This is a genomic window from Nitratireductor aquibiodomus NL21 = JCM 21793 (assembly GCF_000615975.1).
Taxonomy (GTDB): Bacteria; Pseudomonadota; Alphaproteobacteria; order Rhizobiales; family Rhizobiaceae; genus Nitratireductor; species Nitratireductor aquibiodomus.
The window spans coordinates 1-26,971 of sequence record NZ_BAMP01000061.1; the positions used below are offsets into that span (position 1 = coordinate 1).

The 26,971-nt window shown below is 59.3% G+C and carries 20 protein-coding genes and 4 pseudogenes; 5 read left to right on the forward strand and 19 right to left on the reverse strand.

Translation table 11 applies throughout. The features are described from left to right. Positions 1-152 precede the first annotated feature (152 nt). The gene (locus JCM21793_RS26380) at positions 153-461 is read left to right on the forward strand and encodes a hypothetical protein (protein WP_051556212.1); all 309 of its coding nucleotides are present in this window, start codon (positions 153-155) and stop codon (positions 459-461) included. 168 nt (positions 462-629) lie between these two features. Here the strand turns inward: JCM21793_RS26380 and JCM21793_RS15675 are convergent, their stop codons facing one another. The 16 genes and pseudogenes from JCM21793_RS15675 to JCM21793_RS26415 all read right to left on the reverse strand — a co-directional run bounded on the left by JCM21793_RS15675 (position 630) and on the right by JCM21793_RS26415 (position 15,761). Next, positions 630-2,120, reverse strand: a complete 1,491-nt coding sequence (locus JCM21793_RS15675) for an aldehyde dehydrogenase family protein (protein WP_025030959.1) — start codon at positions 2,118-2,120, stop codon at positions 630-632. Positions 2,121-2,158: 38 nt separating this feature from the next. After that, entirely contained in the window at positions 2,159-2,992 is an 834-nt protein-coding gene (locus JCM21793_RS15680) for an ABC transporter permease (RefSeq protein WP_007009613.1), read from the reverse strand. 1 nt (position 2,993) lies between these two features. After that, positions 2,994-3,860, reverse strand: a complete 867-nt coding sequence (locus JCM21793_RS15685) for an ABC transporter permease (protein WP_025030960.1) — start codon at positions 3,858-3,860, stop codon at positions 2,994-2,996. A 4-nt stretch (positions 3,861-3,864) separates the two neighbouring features. Beyond that, positions 3,865-4,977, reverse strand: a complete 1,113-nt coding sequence (locus JCM21793_RS15690; protein WP_244439797.1) for an ABC transporter ATP-binding protein — start codon at positions 4,975-4,977, stop codon at positions 3,865-3,867. 53 nt (positions 4,978-5,030) lie between these two features. Next, entirely contained in the window at positions 5,031-5,819 is a 789-nt protein-coding gene (locus JCM21793_RS26385; protein ID WP_306306766.1) for an extracellular solute-binding protein, read from the reverse strand. Continuing rightward, positions 5,816-6,076 carry a type 2 periplasmic-binding domain-containing protein gene (locus JCM21793_RS30460; RefSeq protein WP_244439798.1) on the reverse strand — a complete coding sequence of 87 codons (261 nt, stop codon included), beginning with the start codon at positions 6,074-6,076 and terminating at the stop codon, positions 5,816-5,818. The genes JCM21793_RS26385 and JCM21793_RS30460 overlap by 4 nt, the downstream gene beginning before the upstream one ends. Before the next feature lie 24 nt (positions 6,077-6,100). Then, on the reverse strand, positions 6,101-7,435 hold the full coding sequence (locus JCM21793_RS28345; protein WP_007009617.1) for a sigma 54-interacting transcriptional regulator: 1,335 nt from the start codon (positions 7,433-7,435) through the stop codon (positions 6,101-6,103). Between the two features lie 2 nt (positions 7,436-7,437). Then, on the reverse strand, positions 7,438-8,160 hold the full coding sequence (locus tag JCM21793_RS28350; RefSeq protein WP_007009618.1) for a PAS domain-containing protein: 723 nt from the start codon (positions 8,158-8,160) through the stop codon (positions 7,438-7,440). Positions 8,161-8,571: 411 nt separating this feature from the next. After that, positions 8,572-9,615 carry a threonine aldolase family protein gene (locus JCM21793_RS28355; RefSeq protein ID WP_025030964.1) on the reverse strand — a complete coding sequence of 348 codons (1,044 nt, stop codon included), beginning with the start codon at positions 9,613-9,615 and terminating at the stop codon, positions 8,572-8,574. Then, positions 9,612-10,391 (reverse strand): creatininase family protein, encoded by a 780-nt coding sequence (locus JCM21793_RS15715; protein WP_025030965.1) that lies wholly within the window; start codon positions 10,389-10,391, stop codon positions 9,612-9,614. The genes JCM21793_RS28355 and JCM21793_RS15715 overlap by 4 nt, the downstream gene beginning before the upstream one ends. Next, a pseudogene (locus JCM21793_RS26405) lies at positions 10,388-11,394 on the reverse strand (ABC transporter ATP-binding protein). Before JCM21793_RS26405 ends, JCM21793_RS15715 begins: the two are co-directional and overlap by 4 nt. Further along, the gene (locus JCM21793_RS30465; protein WP_370671657.1) at positions 11,391-11,906 is read right to left on the reverse strand and encodes an oligopeptide/dipeptide ABC transporter ATP-binding protein; all 516 of its coding nucleotides are present in this window, start codon (positions 11,904-11,906) and stop codon (positions 11,391-11,393) included. The pseudogene JCM21793_RS26405 and the gene JCM21793_RS30465 overlap by 4 nt, the downstream one beginning before the upstream one ends. Further along, positions 11,892-12,376: pseudogene (locus JCM21793_RS30470) on the reverse strand (ATP-binding cassette domain-containing protein); the annotation flags it as partial. The pseudogene JCM21793_RS30470 and the gene JCM21793_RS30465, both read right to left, overlap by 15 nt. After that, entirely contained in the window at positions 12,376-13,266 is an 891-nt protein-coding gene (locus tag JCM21793_RS15730; protein ID WP_025030966.1) for an ABC transporter permease, read from the reverse strand. The gene JCM21793_RS15730 and the pseudogene JCM21793_RS30470, both read right to left, overlap by 1 nt. Continuing rightward, positions 13,263-14,201 (reverse strand): ABC transporter permease, encoded by a 939-nt coding sequence (locus JCM21793_RS15735; RefSeq protein ID WP_025030967.1) that lies wholly within the window; start codon positions 14,199-14,201, stop codon positions 13,263-13,265. The genes JCM21793_RS15730 and JCM21793_RS15735 overlap by 4 nt, the downstream gene beginning before the upstream one ends. 36 nt (positions 14,202-14,237) lie before the next feature. Continuing rightward, a complete protein-coding gene (locus JCM21793_RS26415; RefSeq protein WP_244439801.1) occupies positions 14,238-15,761 on the reverse strand; it encodes an ABC transporter substrate-binding protein in 1,524 nt (507 codons plus the stop codon). 319 nt (positions 15,762-16,080) lie between these two features. On the opposite strand from JCM21793_RS26415, the gene JCM21793_RS15745 reads away from it, so the two are divergent. Beyond that, positions 16,081-16,863, forward strand: a complete 783-nt coding sequence (locus JCM21793_RS15745; protein ID WP_025030968.1) for a UTRA domain-containing protein — start codon at positions 16,081-16,083, stop codon at positions 16,861-16,863. Between the two features lie 180 nt (positions 16,864-17,043). On the opposite strand, the pseudogene JCM21793_RS28825 reads toward JCM21793_RS15745, so the two are convergent. Both JCM21793_RS28825 and JCM21793_RS15760 read right to left on the reverse strand, forming a co-directional pair. Next, positions 17,044-17,667: pseudogene (locus tag JCM21793_RS28825) on the reverse strand (helix-turn-helix domain-containing protein); the annotation flags it as partial. Positions 17,668-17,913: 246 nt separating this feature from the next. Beyond that, entirely contained in the window at positions 17,914-18,699 is a 786-nt protein-coding gene (locus JCM21793_RS15760; protein ID WP_155983461.1) for a YARHG domain-containing protein, read from the reverse strand. A 180-nt stretch (positions 18,700-18,879) separates the two neighbouring features. Here JCM21793_RS15760 and JCM21793_RS15765 point away from each other — a divergent pair, with 180 nt between their 5' ends. The 3 genes from JCM21793_RS15765 (at position 18,880) to JCM21793_RS29285 (ending at position 26,034) form a co-directional block, all read left to right on the forward strand. After that, positions 18,880-20,001: a hypothetical protein gene (locus JCM21793_RS15765; RefSeq protein ID WP_025030972.1), complete on the forward strand. Its 1,122-nt coding sequence runs from the start codon at positions 18,880-18,882 to the stop codon at positions 19,999-20,001. A gap of 133 nt (positions 20,002-20,134) precedes the next feature. Beyond that, a complete protein-coding gene (locus JCM21793_RS15770; RefSeq protein ID WP_025030973.1) occupies positions 20,135-20,437 on the forward strand; it encodes a hypothetical protein in 303 nt (100 codons plus the stop codon). Positions 20,438-20,856: 419 nt separating this feature from the next. Further along, positions 20,857-26,034: a YfjT/YkfB family phage-associated protein gene (locus JCM21793_RS29285; protein WP_025030974.1), complete on the forward strand. Its 5,178-nt coding sequence runs from the start codon at positions 20,857-20,859 to the stop codon at positions 26,032-26,034. Positions 26,035-26,340: 306 nt separating this feature from the next. Here the strand turns inward: JCM21793_RS29285 and JCM21793_RS26430 are convergent. After that, a pseudogene (locus JCM21793_RS26430) lies at positions 26,341-26,971 on the reverse strand (IS6 family transposase); the annotation flags it as partial.

Genomic DNA, 26,971 nt, shown 5'->3' on the forward strand with positions numbered 1-26,971 from the left:
GGGTATGACGCCGGTTCTCCCGTAGGCGTGGTACATGGATTGAATGCAATGCAGGTGGCTTCCCTGCTCCTGTCGGATGGGCCCGTTGAGCGGCGGGAGATCACCATCCTGACGGCTTTTCTGGTCCTGGAGGCCGCGATGCGCTGGAAGCGGTGACGCGTGCGCTGACCGATGGCCGCCTGACGGTCGACCGCTCCACTGGCGGCAGGGGCGTGATTTCGGCCCCCCGGGGGCCTTACGTGTTCCGTTTCGGTTATCGCGATCGCACTGCGAAAGCGACGATCAAGCCCGGCCATGTGCGCGAAGAGTTCGTGATGCTCGGCGCGAAAAAAGACAAGTCGCCCGGTGAGGTTGCGCGCCACGAGGCGCTGAAGCCGGAGATGGCGAACCGGCTCCTGCCGTTGCCGGCGGAAGAGATCTACGATGTCCGCGTTCAGCCAAAAGAGCTTTCCTTTAAATAGGATTCGCGCCATGCAACCACAGGCGAAACGGCTTTGGGCCGTTTCGGAAGCTCACGATAAACCACGTTCCCCATAGGGGCATCACAACCCATGCCGGCATGATGCCGACATTGACCCCGGCTGTTGCCCGGCTGATACAGGACCAGCCGGGCCGCAGATCATGGAAGGCTACCAGCCTCCTTCCGCACGGCGATTGTATTTGGCATCACCGCCAAGATCGAAAACCAGAAGCTTGGGTTCGGTGAAGGTCTGAAGGAACCATTGCGAGAGTTCGCGGCCAACGCCGCTGTTTCCCGTTCCTCCGAAGGGGGCGAGCTGATCCCAGTAGTTGCTGGTCTCGTTGATGTTGACCGAGCCATGCGGCAACGCCTCACCAACGCGCCAGGCCGTGGCAAGGTCACGCGTCCAAAGTGATGCGATCAGACCGAGGCCTGTCGAATTGGCGATTTCAATGGCTTCTTCGGCATCCCTGATCTTCATGATCGGAGCGACGGGGCCAAAAGTCTCTTCCTGCATGATCTTCATGTCGGTCGTGACATTGGTGAGGATCGTCGCAGGGAAATAAAGACCTTCTTCCTTGCCAATCTGCTCGATCTCCGCGCCTTTTGCGCGCGCGTCATCCACATGCGACTTCACCCGCGAAAGGGTATCTTCGTTGCATAGCGGTCCCATCTCGGTGTCTTCGTTCGAAGGGTCGCCGATCTTCAGCTTCCGGGCCTTGGCGCGGAATTTCTCGACGAATTCGTCGTAGACGGCCTCGTGAACGAGCAGGCGTTCCGCCGAGGTGCAGACCTGGCCGGAATAATAGAAACAGCCATTGATGGCGCCATCGACGGCGGCATCGATATCCGCGTCTTCCAGAATGATGAAGGGGCCATCACCTCCCAGTTCAAGAAGGTGCGGGCGCAGAGCGCATTTCTCGGCAATGCCGCGGCCCGTGCGCGTGGACCCGGTGAAGAACACGCCTTTCACATCGCTGTGCTCCACGAGCGCATTTCCGACATCGCCCTTGCCTTGCACCACGTTGAGCACGCCATCGGGCAGCCCTGCTTCTTTCATCAGATCGGCCAGCATCGCGCAGCAGACGGCGGAGTACTCCGAGGGTTTCCAGATCACGGTGTTGCCGGCCGCAATGATATGCGCAAGAGCGATCGAGGAAATGTCGGTGGGGAAATTGTAGGGGGTTATGACCGAGACGACACCGAGGGGCCGATGGTTCATCACCAGCCTCTTGTTGTTTGTCTGCTCCTGGGTGGACGGGAAGGAAAGGCCGCGATGGCGCAGGATTTCCTCGGCGGCCTTGCCCCAGGACGGAGCCGAATACTCAAAGACTTCTTCCCGCGCATCCGTGATGGTTTTGCCAATCTCGGCCGTAATCATCTGTGCAATGGGTTCGGCACGTTCGAGGAAAAGCCTGTGAATGTTGCGCATGATCTTTGCGCGGCCCACATTGGAAATCGCGGCCCAAGCAGGTTGTGCGGCCTTCGCTGCGGCAACGGCGCGATCGACATCGTCGAGCGAACAGTTGCCGACCTGATGAAGAACCGAACGGTCGTGTGGATTGCGGACCTCGAAAGTCCCGGCCGATCCGTCCTCCCATGCGCCATTGATAAGCAAGCCCCTTGTGGGCAGTGTGGATACGTTTACGTGTCTGTTCATGAGTATCCTCCCTCATTTCGGTTTTCTGTTGGAAATGGTCAGCTTCGTTGAGACCTGTCCCGCAGGACGAGAACCGAAGCCAGGATCAGCAATGCGGAGGCCAGAACGATCAATGTGCCAATGGCGTTGATCTCAGGCGTGATGCCGCGTCGCATGGTGGAGTAGATGTACATCGGCAGCGTGTTGTCGCGCCCTGTCAGGAAGAACGTGACCGGGATTTCGTCGAACGACAACACAAAGGACAACAGTCCGGCGCCGATGATCGCCGTTTTGATGTTCGGCAATGTGACGTACCAGAAGGTCTGCAAACCGTTGGCGCCAAGGTCGGACGAAGCTTCGCCATACGACTTCGGCACACGCTGCAATCGTGCGAAAATCTGCGTTACCACGACCGCGAGCAATGCGGTGGCATGGCCGAGAATGACCGTTTCGAGGCTGAGGCCGAAGCCGAAAATGCGGAACATGTTCAGCATGGAGATGCCGGTGACGATGCCCGGCAGGGCGATCGGCAAAAGAAGCAGCCGCCGAAACACTGCTTTTCCGGGAAACTGGTGGCGGTCGAGCGCAATGGCGGCGGGAATGCCGACCATCAATGTCAGCACCGTTGCGCAGCTTGCCACGTAAAGACTGTTGCCGAGTGCCTCCAGAAGGGCTGTGTTGGAAAAAAGCTTGACGTACCAGTCCAGTGTGAATCCGGAGAGGGGCCAGGTCAGCGTCCGGGAGTCGTTGAAGCTGAAGACGATCAGAACGGCGATGGGCAGGTAGAGAAAGGCCATCAGGGCGCACACGAAGGTCATGAACGCACCGTCGGCGATCCATCTTGTTGAGCGAGCCTTGCCGGCGCGGGGCGGTGTCATGGCGACAGCGTTCATTTCAAAGCTCCACCTGGCCGGACTGTTCTATCCAGTCGGAAACCGAGATTATCGCCAGAACGAGGATCAGCATCACCACGGCAAGCGCCGAGCCGAGCGGCCAGTTGAGAGCAGACCCGAACTGTGAAGTGATGACATTTGCGACCATCAATCCATCCGGCCCGCCAACCAGGAAAGGAGCGATGAAATCGCCGAAACTCAGGCAGAAAGTCATCGTGAAGCCTGCAACGATGCCGGGCATAGACAGGGGCACCGTCACGCGAAAGAAAGTCTGGATCGCGCTCATGCCGAGGTCGGCGGAGGCTTCGTCGAGGTTGCGCGGAATCTTTTCAAGCGCTGCGTAGATTGGCATCACCATGAAAGGGATGAATATGTAAGTCAGTGTGATGACCATCGCGAACTGGCTGTAGAGGAACGCATCGACGGGCGCATCCACGATGCCAAGCCCGATGAGGGCCGTGTTCAGGATCCCTTCTGTTCCCAGAATGGTTTTCCAGACATACGCACGCAGCAGGTATGAAACCCAGAGTGGTGCAATGACCGCCATGAAGAGAACGGTTCTCCATCGGGCGCTTTGCAACCGGAACACGATGAAATAGGCGAAGGGATAGGCAAGAAGCAGGGATGCTCCGGAGACGAGCGCCGCGATCTTCAACGTGCGCAGGAGAACCTGCATGTATTGCGGATCGGTGAACAGCGTAACGTAGTTGCCGAACTGAAACGCCGGAACGAACAGCGGATACTTCTTGAGCCAGAAACTGTAGGTCAGGAGTACGCCGTACGGCAGGAGCATGAAGAGAACGATCCACAGGATCGGTATCCCCATGATGAGTGTGCGGGACGTTTTGTCGAAGAGGCGGTGGCGCATGATGCTAACTTCCCGCCTCGAACAGAAATATGTTGTGCGGCTCCAGGGAAATGACCACCTCATCTCCCGGACGCGCATGTTTGTGGCTTGCGATGCCGCGCGGCAACATGGTGTCAGTTGAAATCAGGCTGCCATCTGCAAGTTCGGTGACCGTTCGCAACCCAAGGCCCAGATAGATGTTCTCTTTCACGCGGCCGCGCAGCAGATTGTCGCCGGGCGCTGAACCATCGGCGACGATCCGCGCCTTTTCAGGACGGACTCCGATCTGAAGCGTATTGCCGGTCAGATGAACGGGCGCGTTGGATATGGTGATTTTCTGGCCCGCCACTTCGACAACCGCCAGCGTGCCTTCCTGCGACAGGAGCTTGGCGGAGAGAAAGTTGGTCGTGCCGATGAAGTTTGCCACATAGGGCGATGCCGGCCTCTCATAGAGGTCTTCCGGTGTGCCGTCCTGAGCGATGTTGCCGGCCTGCATGACAACGATGCGATCGGACATGACCAGTGCCTCGGATTGGTCATGCGTGACCATGATGAAGGTGATGCCCAACCGCTCCTGCATGTGCTTGAGCTCCACCTGCATCTGTTCGCGCAGTTTGGCATCAAGGGCAGACAGCGGCTCGTCCAGCAGCAGCACCTTGGGTTCACGAACGATTGCGCGGGCGAGTGCTATTCGCTGGCGCTGGCCGCCGGAGAGTTGATGGGGACGCTGGTCGATCTTGTCTTCCAGCCCGACGAGGCGGAGGGCTTCGCGTACCCTGTCCTGCGCGGCCGTGCCTCTGATGCCTTTCATCAACAGGCCATAGGCGATGTTCTGCCCGACGCTCATATGGGGAAAGAGCGCATAGTCCTGAAACATCATGTTCACGTCGCGCCGCTGCGGAGGAAGGCCGGTGATGTCTTCGCCAGCCAGATGCACGGTGCCGCCCGTCGGTGTCTCGAAGCCGCCGATCATCCGCAGGAGGGTGGATTTGCCACATCCGGAAGGGCCGAGCAGGGTGAGGAATTCACCGTTCCTCACGGACAGATCGACATGATCGACCCCGACAACGCTGCCGTAGTGTTTGCTGATGCCCTTCAACTGGATGACGGGCTCGGCCTCGGCCATGATCTTGCTCACGGGCACCGCTGAGACCCGTGCGCCGGGCCTCAGATTCTCGTCGTGCAGGCCCATCACTGCGCCTTCACTGCGTTCCAGGCATTCGTGTAGGCCTCGGTCCGTTCGCCCAGCGGCTTCCAGAGCAGCAGGCTGTCGAGGTAATCGGGATCGTCCTGATGCAAGGCGATGAACTGCTCGTCGCTCATGCAGGCGCGCGCGGCTTCCTTGTTGGCGGCCGAGTAGCCATTTACATTGGCGACCCCGCACTGGCCGAGCTCGGTGATCTGCATGTTCAGGAATTTGTAAGCGCAATCGGATGCGCGACCCTTCACGATCATCCAGCTGTCCATCCAGCCTTCGGCGTTCTCCTCGGGAATGAATTCGGTGACCTGAATGTCCTTTTCGGCAAGAAGCGAAGACTGATAGCCCGCCCAGGTGTTGGATATGTACACCTCGCCGCCCGCGAAGAGATCGACAAGCTCGCCGGCCGTCGCCCAGTATTTGCGAACAAGCGGTTTTTGCTCGACAAGTCTGGCCTTGGCTGCGGCGATCTGTTCGTCGCTCAGATTGTAGATGTCCATGTCGCCATTCAGGCGCGCGGCAACATAGATCGCCGACTTGTCGTCCCACAGTGCGACCTTGCCTGCATGTTTCTCATCGAAAAGTTCGGCAATGGAGGTGGGAGGCGTATCGAAAGCATCGTTGCGATACATGAAAGCGATCGCGCCCCAGGAATAGGGCATGCCATAGATGACGCCGTCGCGGTTGATGCCCGGCTCCTTGCGAAACTTCTCATAGATGCCTTCCCAGGCTTCTATTCGTGACGTGTCGATGGGTTCGACAAAGCCGGCGTCGATAATCAGCCGGAAACATCGATGGAGGGCGAAATCAGATCGTAGACGCCACCGCCTGCTGCAAGCTTGGGGGCGAAGTCGTCATTCGAACCGACATAAGTCGCGTTGACGGTGCAGCCCGATTCTTTCTGAAACTGATCGATGAAGCTGGGATCGGCATAGCCTTCCCAAGTCAGAATGTTCAAGTCCTGTGAAAATGCCGACGTTGCGACGGATGTGGCCATGATAACGGCAAGCGTTGCCGAAGGCAGTTTCCTGTAAGTCATTGTTCTCCTCCACGTTATTGTTTTTCAGGCTGGGGTATCGTCCGCCGTTTTCCGGCTTATGGTTCCGATGTCCACGCCAAGTGCCTTGGCTGCCTTGCGTTTGCTCCCATGTGCCTGGATGGCGCGGTCGATCAGCGCTCGCTCGAAGCGGCGCACCTCCGTCTTCAGATCGAACGTTCCCGTATTCGGCACATCGCGATCCGGCGGGACCGGATCCAGCGTGAGCAGTTCTGTCGTCAATTCCGCCATGTCGTCGGCATCTTCGGTGAAGATGGCGCCGCGCTGCACGATGTTCAGAAGCTCGCGGATGTTGCCCGGAAAGCTGTAGTCCTCAAGGATACGCAGGAGCCGATCGGGAAAGGCGACCGGCTCCTTCCGGCGACGATTGATGGTGAGAAGAAAGCGCTGAATCAGGTGCTCGATCAGCTCCGGCATGTCCCGCAAGGGCGGGACGGCGAGACGGATGACGGCCAACCGGTAATAGAGATCGGCGCGGAATTTTCCCGCCTGTACCAGTTCCTGCAAATCCCTGTTGGTCGCCGTGATGAGGCGAGGGCCGATCTGTACTGCGCCCGCGCCGCGATGAAAATCGAGTGTGTTGTCTTCCAGATGGCCGACCAGACGGGCCTGCGCGCTGAGAGACAATTCCGCCACCTCGTCGAGAAACAGCGTTCCGCCAGCAGCCCTGAAGAACGCGCTGTCTTCCCCGTCATTGGATCCGAACAGCATGCGATCGAGCTCGTGTGGAGAGATCATCGCGCAATTGATGGAGATGAAGGCGTCGCTGCCGCGTGCAACCCCGCCATGAAGGAAGCGTGCTATCTCCGATTTGCCGACACCCGATTCACCGGTAATCAGCACGCGCGCGCCGCGCTGCATTGCGCGCTCCCCGCGCGACAGCACCTTGTGGAGTGTAGAGCACAGACGACGCTGGGCCTCAAAATCGGGGCGCGTCTTGTTTCCGGCCAGAAAGCCGCTCGGTCGGGGCGTGGTGTCGCCCTCGGACATCTGGCGGCGGTAATCGAAGTTCTCCAGATCGCACAGTTTTATCAGCGCGATATGATCGGTGTGAGGTCTGCGGCGCAGGCTGACCAGAACGCGCCTGCCTGAAGCCACCACAAGATTGATATCTGTGCGGACACCCTTTTGAACGGCTTCAAGGAGTGTGCGCCACGATCCCAGGGCGATGTTCACGCTGGATATCGTTTGGCCGATGAGCGCCCCAGGCTGCACGGCCAGCATGCGAGCCGCCTCGTCGTTCATGTCGGCGATGCGGCTCTGCGCATCAAGCATGATGTAACCGTCGTCACTCAGGCGCAGAACCGTATCAAGGCGATCGATGTCAGGAAGTTGAGCCAAGACTATACCTCCGGCCGGTTCGGGGCGGCGCTGACGATCACTGCAATCGCATCGTCGGCGGGGCTGTTGGTGATCGTCCAGAGGTGCTCTTCGCCATCCACGTGGATGTCCTGGGGTGTCGGAAAGGGCGCTGCGATGACGTTGTCGATTGCCGCGACCAGGGCTCTGCGGTCACGCGGCCCGCCGTTCAGAACGGGGGCGTACTCCCGGCCAAGAAGATCGGCCTCGCTCGCGCCGAGGAGGCGGGTTGCCGCCGCATTCGCAAAGAGAATGTTGCCCGTATCTCCGAGAGCGAGTACCGGCATCGGCAGAAATCCGAGAACCGTCTGAGCAAGCCTCAGCTGATGCGCCAGTGCCGCCTCCCGCCGCCGGTGCTTGCCCACATCACGCACATTCCCGAACATCCTCAGAAGTCGACCACCTTCGATATGGGCGCGGACATCGTTCTCCACCTCGATCTGCACATTGTCGTATCGGGTGTCGCGGGCTGGCGCCGCGTCGACTTCGAAGCCGTTCGCGATGAGATTGAGAACGAATTCTTCGTTCTGCGGGTTGCGTGGGAATATCTCGGCGACCGGACGATCGGTCAGCGTGTGATCGGATGGAAGAAGGTAAAGCTGCGCCATCGCGGGATTGGCGAAGCTCCAGTAGGGATCGTTTTCGAACACCTGCCGCACGACTTCGCTATCAGGCGCGGTTACATCCACAGGGATGCCGAATTCCATACACCAGCAAGCCTCGCTTGAGGCTTCGAGAACGCCGCGAAGCACCTCCTGAGATGGGGATTTGGCGAGCAGGTCGGTTTGGTGCGATGTAATCATACATCGATAATGCAATAATTCATCACAGAGTCAACAGGGGCTGGTAGGCGCTGTGATTGTATAAAATCAAAAGATCAGATGTTCTTGATATGATTTCTCATTACCGTCGATGATCTGCACCTTGAGGTATGATGCAAATTTTCATCATATGAAGGACGTCATGCACCCGGCACGATGTGCCGGGTGCATGACGGGATCGGATGAGTCCTGGAGCGTCGAAAATTAGACCTGCGGGGCACAGCTGCGCATCCTGGATTTCCAAGAGCGGGTACACGGTGCCGTTCCGTGCTGAACGCCCGGCGCGAGCCGGCATATCTATCGTGTCAGAGATGCGATGGTGTTGGCGATGGTCTGAGGGTGGGTTTTCAACCAGCTTTCGTTCATTTTGAGAATATATCCACCTCCCGATGGAGGGGGCAGTTTTACGTTCATAGCTGTGGCGCGCTTCGCCGCTTCTGCATGATCGGGATTGCAGGTGATGCGGATGACATTCGTGTCATTATCGAGTCTTTTTGTTTCCACGCCAAGCGCGGAAAGGCCGTCTAGTACGGCAGTGCCTGCCTTTCGTATGTTGGTCCAGTTCTCCTGCTGCCGGGTTAGCGCATTGTTTGCCAGAAGCGCCGCAGGCCACATCTGGAAAAGGCCGCCGCCAAAACGCCGGCGCTCGTGATGTTGCCCATGAAGTTCCGCCGTAGGCCCCGCGAGAACTGCCCCAAAAGGGGCGTCTAGGTACTTGTAAAGCGATAGATATACATAGTCGAATGGGGCTGTGATTTCAGCAACCTGTCGGTCCGTCCAGGCCGCTTCGATAAAAATTCTGGCTGCATCAAGGATCAGGGGGATGCCTTCGGCCTTTGCCAAGGCAACGATCTCTGCCAGAGCAATGGGATCGAACAGGCGATTGGCGTGTCGACGGCTGGGCGTTTCCACCATCACGCCCACAATGCTGGCCGGCACACGGGCACTGGCCGTGCGCGCGATCTCGGCGCGCAGCTGCTCTGCTGTGAAGTTCGGGCCTTCCGAAACCAGAGGCACCGTGGTGACACCGATGCCGTGGGTGAAGTTGTCCCCTGCATCGTTGAACACATGGCTGTCGCGCTGCACGACCAGCCGCGGTCCGCGCTTGGCGGCGGCAAGCTCGCGCGCGGCCAGCATGTTTGCCAGTGTGCCCGTCGGATACATGACCGCCGCTTCCTTGCCGAACATCGCGGCGACGGCGTTTTCCAGTTCGGTGACCGGCCCGCCGACACCATAATAGTCCGGCGCGACATCGCCACTGGCGGTCAATTCGGCAAGGCGCTCTGCCGTTTCCTTGGGTGTCAGCCAGTCGCCATCATCCGCCAGGTTCAATCGCGTCATGAAGCGTCTCCGGGTTTGCCCACGGCGTCCGGGAAGAGCGCGCGAAGCCCATCGACAACATCGGAAACGCTTGCCTTGAGGCTCGCCTCGCCCTTTTCCTTCGTCGCAAGTGTTGCGTCGCCGCGAATGCCCGTGGCCGAATAGTCGACGCCGCTTTCCGGGTCGCCGTTGAAGGTGGTCGGCCAGTAGAACACGGTCTTGGGCGCGTCGAGCTGGTTTCCATAGTCGCAGACGAGCTTGTCCTTGCGGACGCGGCTTTCATCGAGCGCGAGGATCAGCGAGGTCTCATGCTCGTCGCCGTGTCCGCCGAGCTTCTGGGTCATCAGGTGTTCGGCGTCATGGCCGAGCGCCAGAATGTTTGCAAGCGCGACGCGGGTTCCGGTGCGCTCGTAGAATTCGCGCACGGCCACCTGCACGACAGGCGTCGTCGAAACACCGGTGTTCAGAATTGCGAGATTGCGGAAGCCCTGTGCGAGAAAACCGCTCAGAACATCGTCGATCAGCATGGAGAATGTTTCCGGGCGGATGTGCTGGCTGCCGGGATAGTGGCGGAACGCCGGGTAGTATCCAAACGACATGACGGGCGCTGCCAGAATGGGCAGCTGCTCGAGCACACCGTCGGTCAGGCCACGGGCGAGCAGATAGTCGGTGCAAAGCGGCAGCGCATGGCCATGCTCTTTTGCTGCGGCGCCAATCGGCACCAGAACCAGCGCATCGCGGTCGCGCCATTCCGCCGCTTCGCTCCAGGTCAGATCTTCAAGCCAACGGCCCTTCATCGCGCTTCTCCTTCAGTCATTCTTTTGTCTTCCGGTGCTCGATGCGGGCTTTCCGCATTCGGCCCGGGAAAGTGGCACGCCACGGCCTGTCCGTTCGTATCTGTGGCAAGCGTGGGTATTTCGCTGCGGCATTTGTTCTGAACACGCGGACAGCGCAGGTGAAACGGGCAACCCGGCGGCGGTTGATGGGGTTTGGAATCTCGCCCGATGGCACCGGAATGCGCCCGCGACGCCCCGCGCCCGCCTCGGGAATGGCGGAGAGCAGCGCCTGCGTATAAGGGTGTTGCGGCGTCTCGAAGAGCTGCGCCTCGGTGCCGATTTCGACCACGCGGCCCAGATAGAGAACCGCGATGCGGTGGCACAGAAAGCGCACGACACCGAGATTGTGCGAGATGAAGACGAAGGTCACCCCGGTCTCGCGCTGAATGTCGCGCAGCAGGGTCAGAACCTGCGCCTGCACCGACACGTCGAGCGCCGAAACCGCTTCATCGCAGACGATCAGGCGCGGCTTTACGGCAAGCGCCCGCGCAATGCCGATGCGCTGGCGCTGACCGCCGGAGAAGGCATGCGGATAGCGGTCGGCGCTTTCCGCCGGCAGTCCCACGACCTTCAGAACCTCGGCAACACGGGCGGCGATCTCGGCGCGTTTCATGCCGATATTCACCAGCGGTTCCGCAACGATCTCGCCCACCTTCATACGCGGGTTGAGAGAGGCGTAGGGATCCTGGAAGACGATCTGGATATCGCGGCGGAGCGGACGCATGGCGCGCTTGCTAAGCCGGGTGATGTCACGGCCGTCGAAAACGATTGCGCCGTCGCTCGGGTCCGTCAGCCGCAGGATCATGCGGCCAAGCGTGGACTTGCCGCAGCCGCTCTCGCCGACGATGCCGAGCGTTTCGCCTGCCGCCACATCGAGCGAGACGTCGCTCACCGCTGCCAGTTCCTTGTTGCCCACCCGGAAGCGCTTGGAGATATTCTCCAGTTTCAACAATGGCGCAGTCATGCCAGTGCCTCCAGCTCGTCAATCGCCTCGGTGCGGAAACAGCGAGCGAAATGCGCCGGTCCTGTTTCCGTCAACGGAGGAACGGACAGGGCGCAGGCTGCTACCGCCATCGGGCAGCGCTCGTGGAACCGGCAGCCATCCGGAAAGCGTCCCGCCGCTGGCATGGTGCCCTTGATGATGGGAAGGTCGTCCTGCCGCTGCGATGCAGAGGGGATCGACCGCAGGAGGAGCCGGGAATAGGGGTGCGCGGACCGGGTGAACAGCGCGTCACCCTCCGAGCGCTCCACCACCTGCCCGCCATACATCACCACCACGCGGTCGGCGATCTGGGCCACCACGCCCATGTCATGGGTGATGAGCATCACGCCCATGCCGAATTCGCCCTTTAGATCCAGAATGAGATTGAGGATCTGCGCCTGAATGGTCACATCCAGCGCCGTTGTCGGTTCGTCTGCCATCAGAAGTTTCGGGCGGCAGGCAAGCGCAATGGCGATCATGATGCGCTGCTTCATGCCGCCGGAGAGCTGGTGCGGATAGTCGCGCGCCCGCAGGTCAGGTGCGGGAATGCCCACGCGGTCCATCAGTTCCACGGCGCGGCGGCGTGCCTCTGCCGGAGGCAGAAGGCATGTTCCGTCATCGCCTCGACAATTTGGTCGCCGACCCGTTGCACGGGGTTCAGGCTGGTGCCCGGCTCCTGAAAGATCATCGCCATTTCAGGCCCGCGCAGGGCGCGCAGCTCTTCTCCAGAAAGCGTGGTCAGTTCGGTGCCGGAAAGCGCGATATTGCCGGAGGTGATTTTGCCGGAATGGCCGAGCAGCCCCATAATCGCCAGCGAGGTCACGGATTTGCCCGAGCCGCTTTCGCCGACAACGCCCACGACTTCGCCGGGCATCACATCGAAAGAGACGTCTTTCAGCACTTCGACAGGGCCGCGCAGCGTGTTGAACGAAACGCTGAGCCCGCTGATATCCAGAAGTTTCATCAACGCCCCCTGCTTTTCGGGTCAAGCACATCGCGCAGGCCATCGCCCAGCAGGTTGAAGCCGATCATGGTGATGCCAAGCGCAACCGAGGCGGAAAGCGCCAGATGCGGATCGGTGCGCAGGTTGGGCAGCCCGTCGCGGATCATGCCGCCCCATGTGGGGTAGGGCTCCTGAACGCCGATGCCGAGAAACGACATCGTTGCCTCCGCCATGATGATCATGCCGACGCCGAGAGAGGCGCGCACGATCATCGGCGACACGATGTTGGGCAGGAGATGCCGCCACATGATCCGCCATGTGGGCGTGCCGCAGGCAATGCCGGCCTCGACGAAGGGTTCTTCACGCAGCGATAGGACAAGGGCGCGCGCCATGCGCGCAATGCCAGGCCACCAGACGAGCGCCAGGGCGACGATCACCGTGAATGTGCCAGGCCCCATGGCCGCCGCCACGATGATGGCGATGATGAGTTCCGGAAACGCGAAGATGATGTCGACGAAGCGCATCAGGACATTGTCGACATGCCCGCGATACCACGCAGCGACCATGCCCAGAAGCGTGCCGAACGTCATGGTGATTGCGAGAACCGAGAGCGCGACCGTCAGCGAGACGCGGGCGCCCATGATGAGCCGGCTTAGAACGTCGCGGCCAAGTGCGTCGGTCCCGAGAAGATGTTCGCCGCCGGGCGGCAGCCATGTCGCCATGATCGACACTTTTGTCGGGTCATGGGGTGTGATCCAGGGAGCGAGAAGCGCCACGATGGTGACGAGCGTCACAATGATGCTGCCGATCATCGCATTGCGCGAGCGCAGAAAGCGGATCTGAAAATCGGAGAGGCCCCGCCTCGGTGCTGGCGCGTTCAGCGTATCGGCTTTCGCTGTCTCAAGCGTCATGCGGAGGCCTCGTCGAAACGGATGCGTGGATCGAGCCAAGCATAGATGAGGTCTACGCAGAGATTGATCAGCGAATAGAAGACCGTGAACAGAAGGACGATGGACATGGTGACCGGGTAGTCGCGCGCAAGCACGCTATCGATGGCGATGCGGCCGAGACCGGGAATGTTGAAGACCGTTTCCACCACGAACGCACCCGACAGGAGACCACCGAAAATGAGGCCGATGGACGTGACGATGGGCACCATCGTGTTGCCGAGAGCATGCCGCCAGATCACGCGGTTTTCACGAACGCCCTTGGCGCGCGCGGTGCGCACGAAATCGCGGTCGAGCACTTCGAGCATATAGGTGCGGGTGAGGCGGGCGATCACCGCCATCGGGCCAACGACCAGAACCGTGACTGGCAGAACGAGCTGCGCGGGCGAGCCCCAGCCGGCGACCGGCAGCAGCGCCAGTTTGAGGGAAAGCATCCAGACCAGAAGTGCAGCCAGCGCGAATGAAGGAATGGAGATGAAGGTGACGAGCAGCAGGATGATGCCGGTGTCGGCCCAGCTTCCCGCGCGCACGGCGGCAAACACGCCGAAGAACAGGCCCAGCGGCACGGCGATGAAAAGCGCGGAAAGCGCCAGAAGCGGCGTGATCGTCATGCCGTCGCGAATGACGTCGATCACCGTCGACCCGACATAGCGATACGAAAGACCGAACGTGCCGTTCAGTACGTCGCCGATATAGGCAAGAAACTGGACCGGCAATGGCCGATCCAGTCCGTAATCTGCGCGCAGGCGCGCTTCCAGTGCGGCATCTCCGGCATGGTCGGACAGCATGACCATGATGGGGTCGCCGGGAACGGCCCTGACCGCAAAGAATGTAACGATCAGAGCCACGGCCCAGACCAGCGTCAGCCCCAGAAGACGCCGCGTTGCGTAATGCAGCATCAACCTATTCCGCGATGGTTACATCCGCGAACGGCACTAGGCCGAAGGCTGGATGGCGACACCGGAAACGCCGTCGCGCACCGTCGCCATCAGGGTGGAGACCGGAAGCGGGCAGGTGCCCCAGTCGTCCATCAGCATGCCTTCGGCTTCATGGTAGATCGCGTAGCGTTCCTTGTTGTCCGCCGTCATCGAGGCCTTGTCGATCAGCGCGTCGAACTCGGCATTCTTCCAGCCACGGTTATAGGGGCTGTCGGAGTACCAGAGCTGCGAAAGGAAATAGAGGCCGTCAGGATAGCCCGCGCTCCAGCCCCAGGCGAAGAACGGCGTCTGCCCCGAGTTGATCGACTTCAGATGCGTGCCGCGTTCCACCAGCTCGACATCAACCGGCATGTTCAGGATTTCCTGAAGCTGGCTTGCGAAATAGAGGTGCTGGTTCTTGTTGGGCTCGGTCGTGCTCAGCTTGATCGGCGGCAGGCCATCGCCATTCGGATAGCCGGCCTCGGCGAGAAGCGCCTTGGCCTTTTCCGGATCGTATTCGATCTTGGGCAGGTCCGGATTGTAGCCTGCCACGCCTTCCGTCACTTGGCCGTAGAGCGGCTTGGCTGCCCCGCTGTAAAGGCCGGCGATCATCGCGTCCTGATCGAGCGAGCGGCAGACGGCCTCGCGCACCCGCTTGTCCTTGAAGGGCTCATAGAGATCGGAATTCATGGCAAGGTAGCGAACCTGCGCGCGCGCCGCCGTGATGGCGCGCTCCTTCAGCTCGGGATTGCCCAGCACGCGGCGCATGCTCGGTCCGTCCACGACCATCACGTCCAGATCGCCGGTCTCGAACATAGCCATGGCCGTTTCCGGCGAGGGGATCACCGCGAACTCGACACCATCAATGGCGGGCGCGCCACCCCAGTAATCGGCATGGGCCGCCAGCTCGACCTTCTGGCCGCGGCTCCAGTTCTCAAACTTGAAAGCGCCCGTTCCAGCGGAAACCTTGTTGTACCATTCAGGGCCGGCCTCTTCGACAATACCGCTGTCAAACAGGTAGATCGGATAGATCGGAAACAGCACGTCGGGTCGCGTGAAGGCCACTTCAACCGTGTAATCGTCCACCACGGTGACGCCGGAAAGCGTGTCGGCGCTTCCATCCTTCATGGCATCTGCGCCGACCACGACATCCAGATAGGGCGCGTTGAGGCCCGCCTTGTTGCCGGGGCGCAGAAGCTCTTCAAAGGAGAACTTCACATCTTCTGCCGTGAATTCGCGGCCGGAATGGAATTTCACGCCTTCACGCAGCTTGAAGCGGAAGCCGAGATTGCCTTCCAGCGGTTCCCAGCTTTCCGCCAGCGCGGGGATCACCTGTCCGTCCGCATCGATGGCTGTGAAGCTTTCATACATGTTCGAGATCACCTGACCGGCGATCAGCTCTGAATAGGTGATCGGGTCGATCATGGACGGATCGGCTGCGATGTTGACGCGCAGGTCTGCCGCCATGGCGCTGCCAGCTCCGGCCAGAATGGCGGTGGCCAGAGCCGTCGCGCCAAGTGCTTTTTTCAGATCGATAGGCATGTATTCACTCCCCTCATTCAAGCTGCCCGATATGTCAGGCAAATAGATATCGTCGGCAGAGCCGGTCCGGTCTGCCGCAAATTCCCGGTCATCCAGTTGAGCGTCGTCGCTGCTTGGCGGCCGCCGTTTCGGCAGTCTGCCTTTAGAGCAACAATGTCGAGCCGGTATCGCCCCTCACCGTTTCCGACAACGTCCTCTGATCCTGTCTCCGGTTTGACGTTAGACTCGAAACGCGGTTTTCGCAATATGCATATGCATTATTGCGAAGAGACGCTCTTGCGCACTCGACAAGGCCCAACGGTGGAATTAAGGCTGGGGCATGGGCAAGCTGGAAAACACGTCGACGAGGCGAGCGAAGAACGGAGCGGTGCGACGCGTCACGCTGCATGAGAAGATCCAGACAGATCTGGAAACTCGCATCCTTTCTGGGCAGTGGCACACCGGCTATCGCATCCCGACCGAGAAGGAGCTTAGCGAGCACTACGCCTGCTCACGCATCACCGTTTCCAAGGTGCTGATGCTCCTGGCGCAAAAGGGGCTGATCGAGACGCGCAAGCGCGCCGGCAGTTTCGTCAGGCGCCCCATCGCGCATTCGATCATCCTGCAGATCCTAGACCCTGCAAGTGTCGCGGAACAGGCGGGTCTCAACTACCGATATGAGTTTCTTGGTCAAGTAGAGCGAACAGCGGCGGACACGGATTGCGCGCAGCTGCGCACACAGGCCGATGACCGACATGACGTGCTTGCAATCCGTTGTCGTCATCATATCGGCGACAGAATCTATTGTTATGAAGAACGGATAATCAACCTCAATCTTCTGCCCGAAGCACGGTCGGTGGACTTCGAGACGACGCCCCCTGGGGACTGGCTGATTGATTATCTGCCATGGCGCTCGGGCGACGTGGTGATTGGCTCCTCGCTGGCCGACGAGATGCTTTCGCAAGTGCTGTCACAGCCCTGCGGCGCGGCAGTCACGAATATTGAGCGCGTGATCCATGCCAATGGCGCGGCGGTATCATATGGGATGGCGTGGTATGCGGGTGATATGACCAGACTCAAGGCACAATATCACACCGCGCCGGTGGACGGCATCCAGCCATGAGAGACTGGAACGCTTCTGATTTTCTGGGCTTGTAACGTTAACCACGAGGCAGGTGTTTGCGAGATTGGCTGATGGCTATGAAGCCGCATCTGCCAGTTAAAAGCGCCATCGTTTCCCCTCCGAGATCATCGCGCACGCAGACATTCTGACCTAAGCAGCCAAGTCTTCCCAATATAGGGCGTTATCGGTACGAATTTCGCGAATACGAAACGGAAAGGTCTCGATGATGTGGTCGACAAAGTCGATGGCACTGGCCTGGGTGTGTTTCTCGTAGATCTTGAGAGCCCGCACCCGCGTTGCGTCATCGATCGCTGTGAACTGGAAGCGACGGATTTTCTCTCCTTGTTTTCCTCTGAAAGTCAGGAACTCGACGTCCATTTGGATGTGATGTCCGGGAACCTGCTTGTTATATCGTTTGGTACGGACTTTTCGCAGGCGAGTGCCGCGTGGAAGCCGGTTAACGCCGTTGCGCCTGAGCGTCCGCGAAACCGTTGCGTCTGAGACCCTGATCCCATTATAGCGCGCCAAACACCAGACGATCCGCCTTGGGCCGAGGTGATACTTGCTGCGAAGATGATGAATCTTCTCCTCGATCTCAAGCGGAGTGCGATTGGCATGCCGCTTCGGGATTGGTGGCCGATTCAACAGGCCCGCCTCGCCGTGTTTCCGGTAAGCCTCGCGCCATCGATAGAAGCTGCTGCGGCCGACACCAAAATATCGACACGTCTTCGCAACGTGACCGGTGTCATCAGCGTGCTGAAGAATGCGAAGCTTGCGCGCGATCTCGCGTTGATCCTTGCTCATGGACATTTCCTTCATCCCGAAAATGGGAGCTTAATGGAGATGTCCCGCGAGTACCGACATATCTACATGTTGCTATGTCGCAGGATGGTTGAGGAACGGGTTTTCGCTACCAACCCCTTTGTTGGTTGTCGTTTGCACACCGGTGTGCGCTCCAACGCGGTCTAAGTCATCAAAGGGAATTTCACCCTTCGCTCGGAAGGGTATACGGCCACGCGTATTCAATGCCGCTCCAAGCGATGCAACATTTCAACGACACGGGTTCAGCTTGCCGTTGCAAGTGTATTGTCCGCCTCGGACCCCGCACTCATAGTCGCGGATGGATGCAGCGTTTTGATATTCGAGGTCGGTGGCAAGAGGCGTTCCGGACCGTTTGACGTACCAGCCGGTTTGATTTCCGGCTGACTTCGTCCACCTGTCGAAATGTTTCTGCAGGCAGCCCGATGAAGATTCGACAAAGGGTCGGCCGTGGCGGGCGAAAATTTCGTTTCTTGCGACATAGAGCTCCCATCCCGACAGCACTTCCAGTTCGGATTGGCGTATGAACTGCTCGTTGGAATGGGGGAGGACGAATCCTTCCTTTGAAAGGCGTAATTGCTGAGGCGGTATCTCTGCCAGATAGTCGGGCCGCTCCGGAACGAGGCTGTATGCCGAGAAGACGACCAAGCTGGAAAGAGCGATAAGGATGACTGCCGCCAGCAACAGCTTTTGATGTCCTCGGCGTGTGTGTCTCGGCAGAAATCGCTCCTGCTCAATCTGTCCGGTTTCAGTCCCGGCATTCTCGAAACTTTGAGTAAGCGTGGACATTTCCTCTTGCGAAGGTGCCAGCGCTTTCAGGACGAGCACAAGGCGTGGGTCTTCAAGGGTGCGCGGTCTGCTGCGACCGTTCCGCCAGTTGTTGATCGTTCTGGCATGCACATTGATCCGCCGCGCGCCCGGCCTTTGACAACCCATGGCTCGCCGCGCCAACTGCTCGTCAGACGTGATGCCACGATCTTGTATCAAGTCGGTCAACCGTATTGCAAAACCGTTCAAATGCCCAATTCCCCATACAATACGAGATTGTTTTTATAGTATTTTTCCAGGAAATTTCCAGAAACAACCCGCGCTTTCCGGGAATTGTCGGCGAAAGTCTGGATTCGTGCTTTTGCATGTGCTTGGCTTGACCTGCTCTCAAAGAGCGTCAGGCAACAATAATTTCGGTGGGCGGGCACCATGGTCATTTTTGAACGGTTTTGCCGAACAATCCGCGTCTCCCTGATCGGGAGCGCTCCGCGGAACGGATCGCGTATCTGTGCACCGGTTGCACAGTTGGTTCTGGCCGTGTTCTTCGCGCAGCTTCTGATGCCTTTCGGAGCAGCCATGGCCGATCTACAGACGATCCGCACCGAGGAGAACGGTGTGGTCCATCACCGGCTGGAAAGCTGCGATTATGAGCGCGGAATCGCAATCGCACACTACAGCTACAGGCACGACGAACCACGGCATCATACAACCCGCGAATTTGAACTCACCGACGTGTGTTTCCAGCGGGAAACCGGAAGGTTGTGGGCATCCGAGCACGCGGAGAATTTCACGCTGGTTCAGCAGGATCCAAGCATTAGCTGGTACGAGGATCTGGCGACGGAGATCGGACGTTCGGGGGCCAAGGGGAAATTATCGGCGGGCGGCTATGCGCCTATTTCCGGGAAGTCGGATGTCAGGATGAGTTACGTCGACCTGTTTCTCGATCCTACACAGCCAGATGTCACCCGACCGACCAGGTTTCATCAGCACACGGCGGATGATGTCAGACTGATGGGTTATCTGTTCAAGAAACAGACTTTGCCCGGAGATGCGCTGGGCAAGACCTACCGTGTAACCCTGACGGGCTTCGACTGGGGATTGAGCGACCCGGCAAGTCGTGCGCGTTACAATCGCAAGCAATCCGATCTGGTGCTGAATTCGGATTCACTCCTGTTCGAGCAAGACCAAGCCGTAATGAACGCGGATGATTTCCTTGATGCGAAAGGTGGTAACGTCAACGGGAAAGTGATTTCCGGTCAGCTGCGTCTTGCACTGAACCCTGATGGCACGATGTCCGGCGAAGCGCAATTCGATATCGAGAATCCGCGATTGGCGGGTTTTGAGCCGGGGGAATGGGTCAGCGCATCCTGGAAGATCGACAAACTCGTTGGCCACCTGACAGGTGAAGGCGCAACCGGCTTCAGGCTCAAGGGCTTCGCAAGCGGTGAGACCAAATATCACGATGGGTATCTCGGAAAGATAATCGGTACGGTGGATGTCCGAGGCACGGACCTGGTATTCGAGGAGGAGTTCCTTGTCGGCGGCCAGTGAAAAGCAACGCCTGCCGGCGGCCAGGCCGTCCATCCGGTTCATGCGAGCATCGACAGTACCGACTGGAGTCGGGCAGCCGCTGAGGCATGGGGAGAGAACACCGATTTCGGTGGTGCTTCCGTTGGCGTCTATTGTGTCAAAGGTGCTGATCGTCCTGCTTCTGGCCACCGCGCCGATGGCAGCCCTGGCACAGGAAGCGCCGGTACGTTCGGCATGGCGGTTGTTCGTGTCGGAATGCAAATACGTCACGGAGTTTGCCGACTGGCTTTCAGTCGACCTGGGTCACGAGGTCATAGGCGGCCATGCGCCATTGTATGCCGACGAATATGTGATGGGCGTCATGGGCGCGTGGCCGCACTACAATCTCGATACCCGCGTCAGGGTCGGTCCCTATGAAACGCAGTTTCTCCTCCTTCGAACGGAGATGATGGAATGAGGACAAACGGCTCCTGGACCAACCGCTCGGCCATTTCTGAAGAATGGTGGCCGGTCGCTCCGTTCCGTGCCGCCATCACCTCCGGCATGCGGTTCCTTGGAGGAGTGTCTGCCGCAAACGAGCTTGTCTCAACGCCCTCGCTGGCCGACATGCAGACGGTGCACACCGAGGAGAACGCCCGCATTGCTGGCGGCAGCTCAGACGACTGGAAGACGACAAGCTGGGAGATCAGGACGGCTTCGTCAACCCGATTCACGCGTATGTTGAAATCACTGGCTATAGCCGGGGGATCGCGGAGATCTGGGAAGAGAGCGCCGGTGTCGACGGCGAATGAATGGATGCGGACGAGCCAGCCAAATTACTGGGGAAAAATCACTATGGAACACTCGAATCAAAAGCACCCACACCGAAAGGCGGGCATGCTATTGGCCGGCCTCGTTCTCGCGCTGTCGGCAACGCCCGTTCGAGCGGATGTCTGGACCTTTGAGACCCCTTCAGAGAACATCCAGTGTACGGTGGGCCAGGGCGCGGGTGTCCAGTCGGACATCACCTGCACGATCATAGAGCGCTCCGGCTCCTTCGCCCTGCCGCGCCCGGACGGCTGCGCTTCCGATTGGGGCCATACGTTCACGATGCGCGAATATGGTCGGGTCGAGGTCTTGTGCACGCCGACAAGCACGAGCAGGGACGGGCACAGCAAGGCAGATTATGGTGTGACGGGAGAGTTTGGCGGTTTCACCTGCGAGTCCTCCAAACAGGGCCTGAAATGCACCAATCGCGACGGTAACGGGTTCTTCCTTTCCAGAAAGGTTCAAAGCGTTCTTTACGGGGCCGGCGAGCAAGGATCGTCGAATGGCTTTGCCGCAGCTTCGTCCAGGCCGGACGATGTTTCGGTGCCCTATGTGATGAACATGCCTTATGGCAAGGCACGGTCCGTTCTTCAGGAACAGGGCTGGTGGCCTTTGGAGAATCTCAATCCGGGCAATCTGGTGTACTTTACGCGCGAAATATTCGATCAGGGTTATATCGAGGTCGACACGTGTTCGCCCGTCGGCGACACGCCGTGCAAGTTTTATTTCTACAACGACGATGATCAGTATCTGGAGGTTGCCACACGCGGCGAAAATCCGCTCGTGGCGGGAACCGAGATTCTGGATGTGCGGGCCGTTGAAGCCAGGAGGGGCGCGAGCACCCCGGAGGCTGCGGCCTATAATGAACCCGCGAACATCTCGGTCGCCTGCAATGACAACGGCGCCGTCGTCAGCCTGCCGGATCGTTCGAAGGTTTATCTAGGCAACCAGTGCGATGCGTATAAGCCAGGTGTCGGTAACGGTGGCTGGTGGTTGGCTGCTTCAGCTTTTATCGTCGAGATTGATGGGCAGTCGACACGATATGCCAACGATCTTTCCTGCGATACCCTTTCCTATTGCGACTACCGGGCCGCGCGTGCGCAGATCGACAAGGCTCCAAGCAATGCCGCCGAAACCGTCGCGCAGCCCCAGGCCAACAAGGATGTGGGCTGGACGTCCACGCGTGGTCAGGATTTTCACACGGCCGGCATCGTGAACGGCGCAGGGGACACTCTGACCCTGACATGCGGGGTTGAAGGTGCGGGCACACCGGGAAGCTCGATCAGGCTACAGATCGGCGACACCCCCATAAAGGCCGGAACTCTGGTGGAGTTGCGTTTCGAGGACGCCTACCCAGGCACCGTCCCGCTTGTGCTGAGCCGCGACAATGCAGTCTTCGTCGGTGATCCATCAGCGGTGGTGAGCGCGCAGCATTTCGAGACGCTGGTCGAGACCCTCAAGGCCGGCAGTTCTGTCACTGTCCGCGTTCGCAGCGGACCCGCAGCGCAATTCTCGCTGAGGGGCTCCAGCGCGGCACTTGGGGAGTGCAAGGCGGTTGCGGCTTCCGGAGTACTTAGTGCGGCTGCTGAAACCACGCCGAAATCTGAGAGCGAAATTGTAAAGGAAAGCGCTGCCAAGCGACCGGTGACGGTCGATGTGAACGCAGGTCTGGTTCCCAGCCAAATCACTCCCGACTATAGGTTCGAGACGCTCGACGGGTATGCCATCCTTCCAGAAAGGCAGACTGACGCGACCGGCGCAAGCCTGCCCTGGGTGCCATGGACAACCGTCAATCTGCCGATTGCGCTGCCACAAATGATCGAGCCCGATCTGCCGGGCCGGTCCCAGGAAAACAACGACGCATATGCAATCGCGGTGGCCCACAGTTTCCTGTCGGAGGCAGAAAGATCGGCGATCGAAGCCAAGTTGGGATTGCCATTCCCCTTGTTTGCCGAGTTCGACAAACTGTCCCCCAGCATACTTCGTATGCAGGGTGGCCGTGGAGGCGCGGCAAAGTTTCACGCGCAACGGATTCTCCACGAAAGGGACAAGTTGGATGAGTTCACGCGCGGCCCGGCTTTGCAGGAAATCCGAGCGGCTCTGCGCGCCAAGATCGCCGCATCCAAACTTCAACTGCCGCTTCCCGTTGTGCGGCTCTATGAAGTGAGCCTTGGGGAATACGATTTCGAGAGTGGCGGGTTTCCCGTTAAGGGAATTCAGAGATTCACGAATCCTTCGGCCTCCAGACTCGCTGAAATTGCGGGAGATTCACGGTTCAATACGGATTTAATGGAGTATCCGAAATTCATACCGATGGAGCCCGAGGCCGCCAAACGCCTCATAGAAGGGATCGCCGAATACCGCAAAGATCGCTATCGTGTGGTCAATATGGCCGTGTTTGGCGAATTGACGGACATTCGTCAGCTTGAGGTGGACAAGGGTCCGTTCACCATCGAACTGTTGCACAAGGCGGAGCGGATCGATTTCGGCTTTGGCGACAAAGTGCTTGGCGACGTCTTCTACAGCATCGTTCCAGACAAGCTGGAAGATACGGAAGTTGAGGCGGTCCGGGAAGGTGGGCGAAGCACCCCGGCCACTCTTTACGGCCCGGAATATCTTGTCTCCGCCGTGTCGGATGCATTTCCCGATCTCCTCAATTCGCAGGATCTAGCGGAACCGCTGATGCGGTCACGCGTCACCCTCGAGAATGTGGATATGGCCGAATGGGGACTTGGAAACCTGCCGGCCAACAATATCCTGCGCCCCGAGCTTGCAGAGCCAAGGCGCAAACCCAATAGCGACGACATTCGCCTTTACCGCGCATTTCTCGACGGGCGCCGACAGGCGGGTGTGAGTAAGGAAATCATACTGCCTGTGAGCACCTGGGTAATACAGGCGGAGGACGGAACGAAAACCATCGAACCCGAAAAACCGGTCGACCTGATTGCGCATGCGCTCGAACAGAACATGTCGCGGTTCGGAAACTGGCGCAATCGTGGCCAAAATCACCCAGATCGCCTTGCCGGCCTTCTGGTGGGTACGCCCCATGCCATCGAGCCGGGTCGCATCGCGCTCGGCGGCGGCAATGTGCAGGTAATGCAGCGCGGTTTCAGCCCTGTCGTTCTTTCACTGAAGTTGAACAAGGCCAATCCGAACGCCCCATTGAGGTTTGAGGGCGGATTGAACGAGCCGGCATCAGAAAGCCGTGGCAGACGCGGGGTGATGGACAACGTGCCAAGAGACGAAGGAGAGCTTCGCGGCCATATCGTCCTGGAACTGGAAGAGGCGCCGATCATCGTCGAGGAGCACGAGGGTTCGGACGCGGTCAAGGCGGTTGTTCTGAAGGTCGTAATGAAGCGGGTCATGTTTCTCGATCAGGGCGAGGAACGCATGATCGCATTCGATGACCGGCAGGACAGCGGTAGCGCTGCCGGAGATGGCAATTTGCCATCGGTTCCGAAACCCGAAACCCTGCCGCTCGACGCCGAGACGAGCGACCTCCTGATCCTGCGGCATCTGCCGGACAGCGTGACGGATGCCGATTTCAAACGGATGCTTCTCGCGCGATGGGAAGTCGAAAACCGAAATCGCGACATCAGCTCACAACTCGCTTGGGGGCGCTTCTTCGAGATAGGTCAGGCGAAACCGGAGGGAGACGCGCTGGATGCCATTCTCCCGACATTCCGCGACTGGTCGAAGGCGCGCGCCGCCAATCTTCCGCAAGCGTTTTACCTTGAGCCGTATCTGGATCCGGCCGCACAGTCGCGGATTGTGGGTTTCGGCAGCACACTGACCAATCCGAACAACCTGCATAGTGTGTTGATGCAATGCGAAACGGCTATCCGCGTGAGCCAGATGCGCAACGACTATCCCGAGCACAAGTTGAAGATGCTTGAAAACGCCTGCGAATATATTCGTCAGGCTTCGCAACTGCCGAGCGATGTCTTGTATGTTGGGCGCGCCGAGAGTCTGCCCGCCGAATGGCGAGGCAAGGGCACCAGTGTTCGGGCTCTTGCGCATCACGGCACTGTCGGGGCGCGTGTGGAGTGTGCAAGGACGATTCCCGGGACGCGCGATAGATATTGTCGCGCAACCGAGAAGTTGATCACGTCCGGAATCTTCGGCGAAACGGTGTTCGCACTCGACGATGTCTATCTCTTCGACAAGGTCGCCGAAATTCAACCGGAGATTACCGCTCGGGCAGGCCAGACAAGAGCGCGCCCACGGCTCAACGTGCAGGTCGCGGGCGTCGAACGAAGCACGCAGGCGCGGCCGTCCCCCTTTGCTCGAGCATTGATGCAGGTGGACGACTTCATTGCGGGGCAGGAATTGCTGGAGCGTCATGACTCTCTGGGCAATTTCGCTCCCGAACTTGTGGAGACCAATTTCTTCGATCTCCGCGCAGTGTCGATGGAGCTGGTGGAACGCAAAACCGGTAAGGTCGTCGCCAACATCCCGCTGGTGGACATGCCTTCCGGTCCCGATGCTTCTCTACTGGAACCCGTCGAACGCATTACGGTGGCTCCGCCCAGCGAGCCCTATGGCAAGGATGTGGTCGGGCTGCGCCTTGGAATGTCCTTCGATGAGGCCGACAGGATCATCCGCGACCACATGGATGTCGGGCGCGTCCTCATCGCCGACCGCAAATGGTCGGTCCGGGCGGCGGCGGGAAATCTCGACCCGTTCTCCTCCGGTGTCGCCTATGAATCGAAGGACGGCCGTGAGGTGATTGTCATTCACGATGAGCCACCCTCCGCCGAGAAGGTGATTGTTGGCGCGGTTCGTCTGGTCGACATCGACAAAGGAACGGTATCTCCTGCCCAGATATTTTCCCAGGCGCGGGAGAAATATGGGCCGGCCGACGTTACCGATCAGCGCAGCCAGGCATGGTTCGACATGGGCAACGCAGATTCAAAATGCGTTGCCTCCTACGGTTCCCATGCGCAGTTGCTGGCGTGGCGCGATGAGAATGGCGCGGCGACGGAATGGAAATCCAGAACGTATCGGGGGCAACCGGCACCGTTTGAAGCGGAGCGAAACGTTCTGGAAATGAGATCAAAATGTCCTTCCGGGGTGACGCTGACCCTTGATGCGAATGACACCGAACGGGATCGCCTGATCTTCCGGCTCCATGATCCGCAAACACTCTACAAACACCTGGTACAGAGTGAAGTCATGATCCAGGATGGTGCCAGCTTCGGCGGTGAGGCGGCCGCCGAAGGCGAAAATACCGGCATCAAGTTCTGATGCCGGGTCAGATTGTATTCGAGAATGGGACACCGCCCGCGCTGCGGGCGATGTCGAGGAAGATTTCAGTGGCTTTGACAATGATCCGATTTATGCCTGCGCGATAAGCCTCGCTCTGCCACTCCCGGTCGGCTTGGCTGCCGCCGATCTGTACTGACCGCAACCCGACCCATTGATGGCGATCCTTGCGGGATTTCCGGATATCGGACTGCAAAGGCACCATTTGGAATGGCGAGTTACCACTACTCCAGGCATCGTAAACTTAACGATCGCAAGGCAATAGTGGGCGGCGTTTGTTCATATGTTTCATGCTTGAGCGATTTGCTTCCATATGTTCATAGCCGCCGCGCGCAGTTGGCGATGATGGCTGGAGGAGATGTCGTGGCGTGGGATGTGAAACAGGCTGGCAATCGGATCGTGGATGGAGACGAAGCGTTGTAGATGCCGCCTCGACTTGAAGCGCTCCATGATCCGCTCGCGTCGTAGGATTGGCTGATGGGAACTCTCCGCCCGGTTGTTCAAGCCTTTGTGGGAACGGTGTTCAACACCTGGCATCATCTCGCGTTTGGTGGCGTCGTAGGAGCGGAGTTTGTCGGTGATCATCACCTGTGGCGCACGGCCTTGGCCCTTCAATAGCTTGCGCATCAGGCGCTTGGCCGCCTTGGCGTTGCGGCGGCTCTGGACCAGAACATCAAGGACGAAACCATCCTGATCGGCGGCGCGCCACAGCCAATGCCTCTTGCCTCGGATCGAAATAACGACCTCGTCGAGGTACCATTTGTCGCCGAGCCGGCCGTGCGTCTGCGGATGTCGTTGGCAAAGACGCGACCGAACTTCTCCGCCCGTAGCCGGACTGTCTGATGCGAGACGATGATGCCGCGGGCGGCCAGCATATCCTCAACCATCCGCAAGCTCAGTGGGAAGCGGAAATAGAGCC

Excerpts from the sequence above, each read along its gene's own strand:
- JCM21793_RS15675 (WP_025030959.1), bottom strand. The coding sequence starts at position 2,120 with ATGAACAGACACGTAAACGTATCCACACTGCCCACAAGGGGCTTGCTT.
- JCM21793_RS15680 (WP_007009613.1), bottom strand. The coding sequence starts at position 2,992 with ATGAACGCTGTCGCCATGACACCGCCCCGCGCCGGCAAGGCTCGCTCA.
- JCM21793_RS15685 (WP_025030960.1), bottom strand. The coding sequence starts at position 3,860 with ATGCGCCACCGCCTCTTCGACAAAACGTCCCGCACACTCATCATGGGG.
- JCM21793_RS30460 (WP_244439798.1), bottom strand. The coding sequence starts at position 6,076 with ATGACTTACAGGAAACTGCCTTCGGCAACGCTTGCCGTTATCATGGCC.
- JCM21793_RS28350 (WP_007009618.1), bottom strand. The coding sequence starts at position 8,160 with ATGGAATTCGGCATCCCTGTGGATGTAACCGCGCCTGATAGCGAAGTC.
- JCM21793_RS28355 (WP_025030964.1), bottom strand. The coding sequence starts at position 9,615 with ATGACGCGATTGAACCTGGCGGATGATGGCGACTGGCTGACACCCAAG.
- JCM21793_RS15715 (WP_025030965.1), bottom strand. The coding sequence starts at position 10,391 with ATGAAGGGCCGTTGGCTTGAAGATCTGACCTGGAGCGAAGCGGCGGAA.
- JCM21793_RS30465 (WP_370671657.1), bottom strand. The coding sequence starts at position 11,906 with ATGAAGCAGCGCATCATGATCGCCATTGCGCTTGCCTGCCGCCCGAAA.
- JCM21793_RS15730 (WP_025030966.1), bottom strand. The coding sequence starts at position 13,266 with ATGACGCTTGAGACAGCGAAAGCCGATACGCTGAACGCGCCAGCACCG.
- JCM21793_RS15735 (WP_025030967.1), bottom strand. The coding sequence starts at position 14,201 with ATGCTGCATTACGCAACGCGGCGTCTTCTGGGGCTGACGCTGGTCTGG.
- JCM21793_RS26415 (WP_244439801.1), bottom strand. The coding sequence starts at position 15,761 with ATGCCTATCGATCTGAAAAAAGCACTTGGCGCGACGGCTCTGGCCACC.
- JCM21793_RS15745 (WP_025030968.1), top strand. The coding sequence starts at position 16,081 with ATGGGCAAGCTGGAAAACACGTCGACGAGGCGAGCGAAGAACGGAGCG.
- JCM21793_RS15765 (WP_025030972.1), top strand. The coding sequence starts at position 18,880 with ATGGTCATTTTTGAACGGTTTTGCCGAACAATCCGCGTCTCCCTGATC.
- JCM21793_RS29285 (WP_025030974.1), top strand. The coding sequence starts at position 20,857 with ATGCTATTGGCCGGCCTCGTTCTCGCGCTGTCGGCAACGCCCGTTCGA.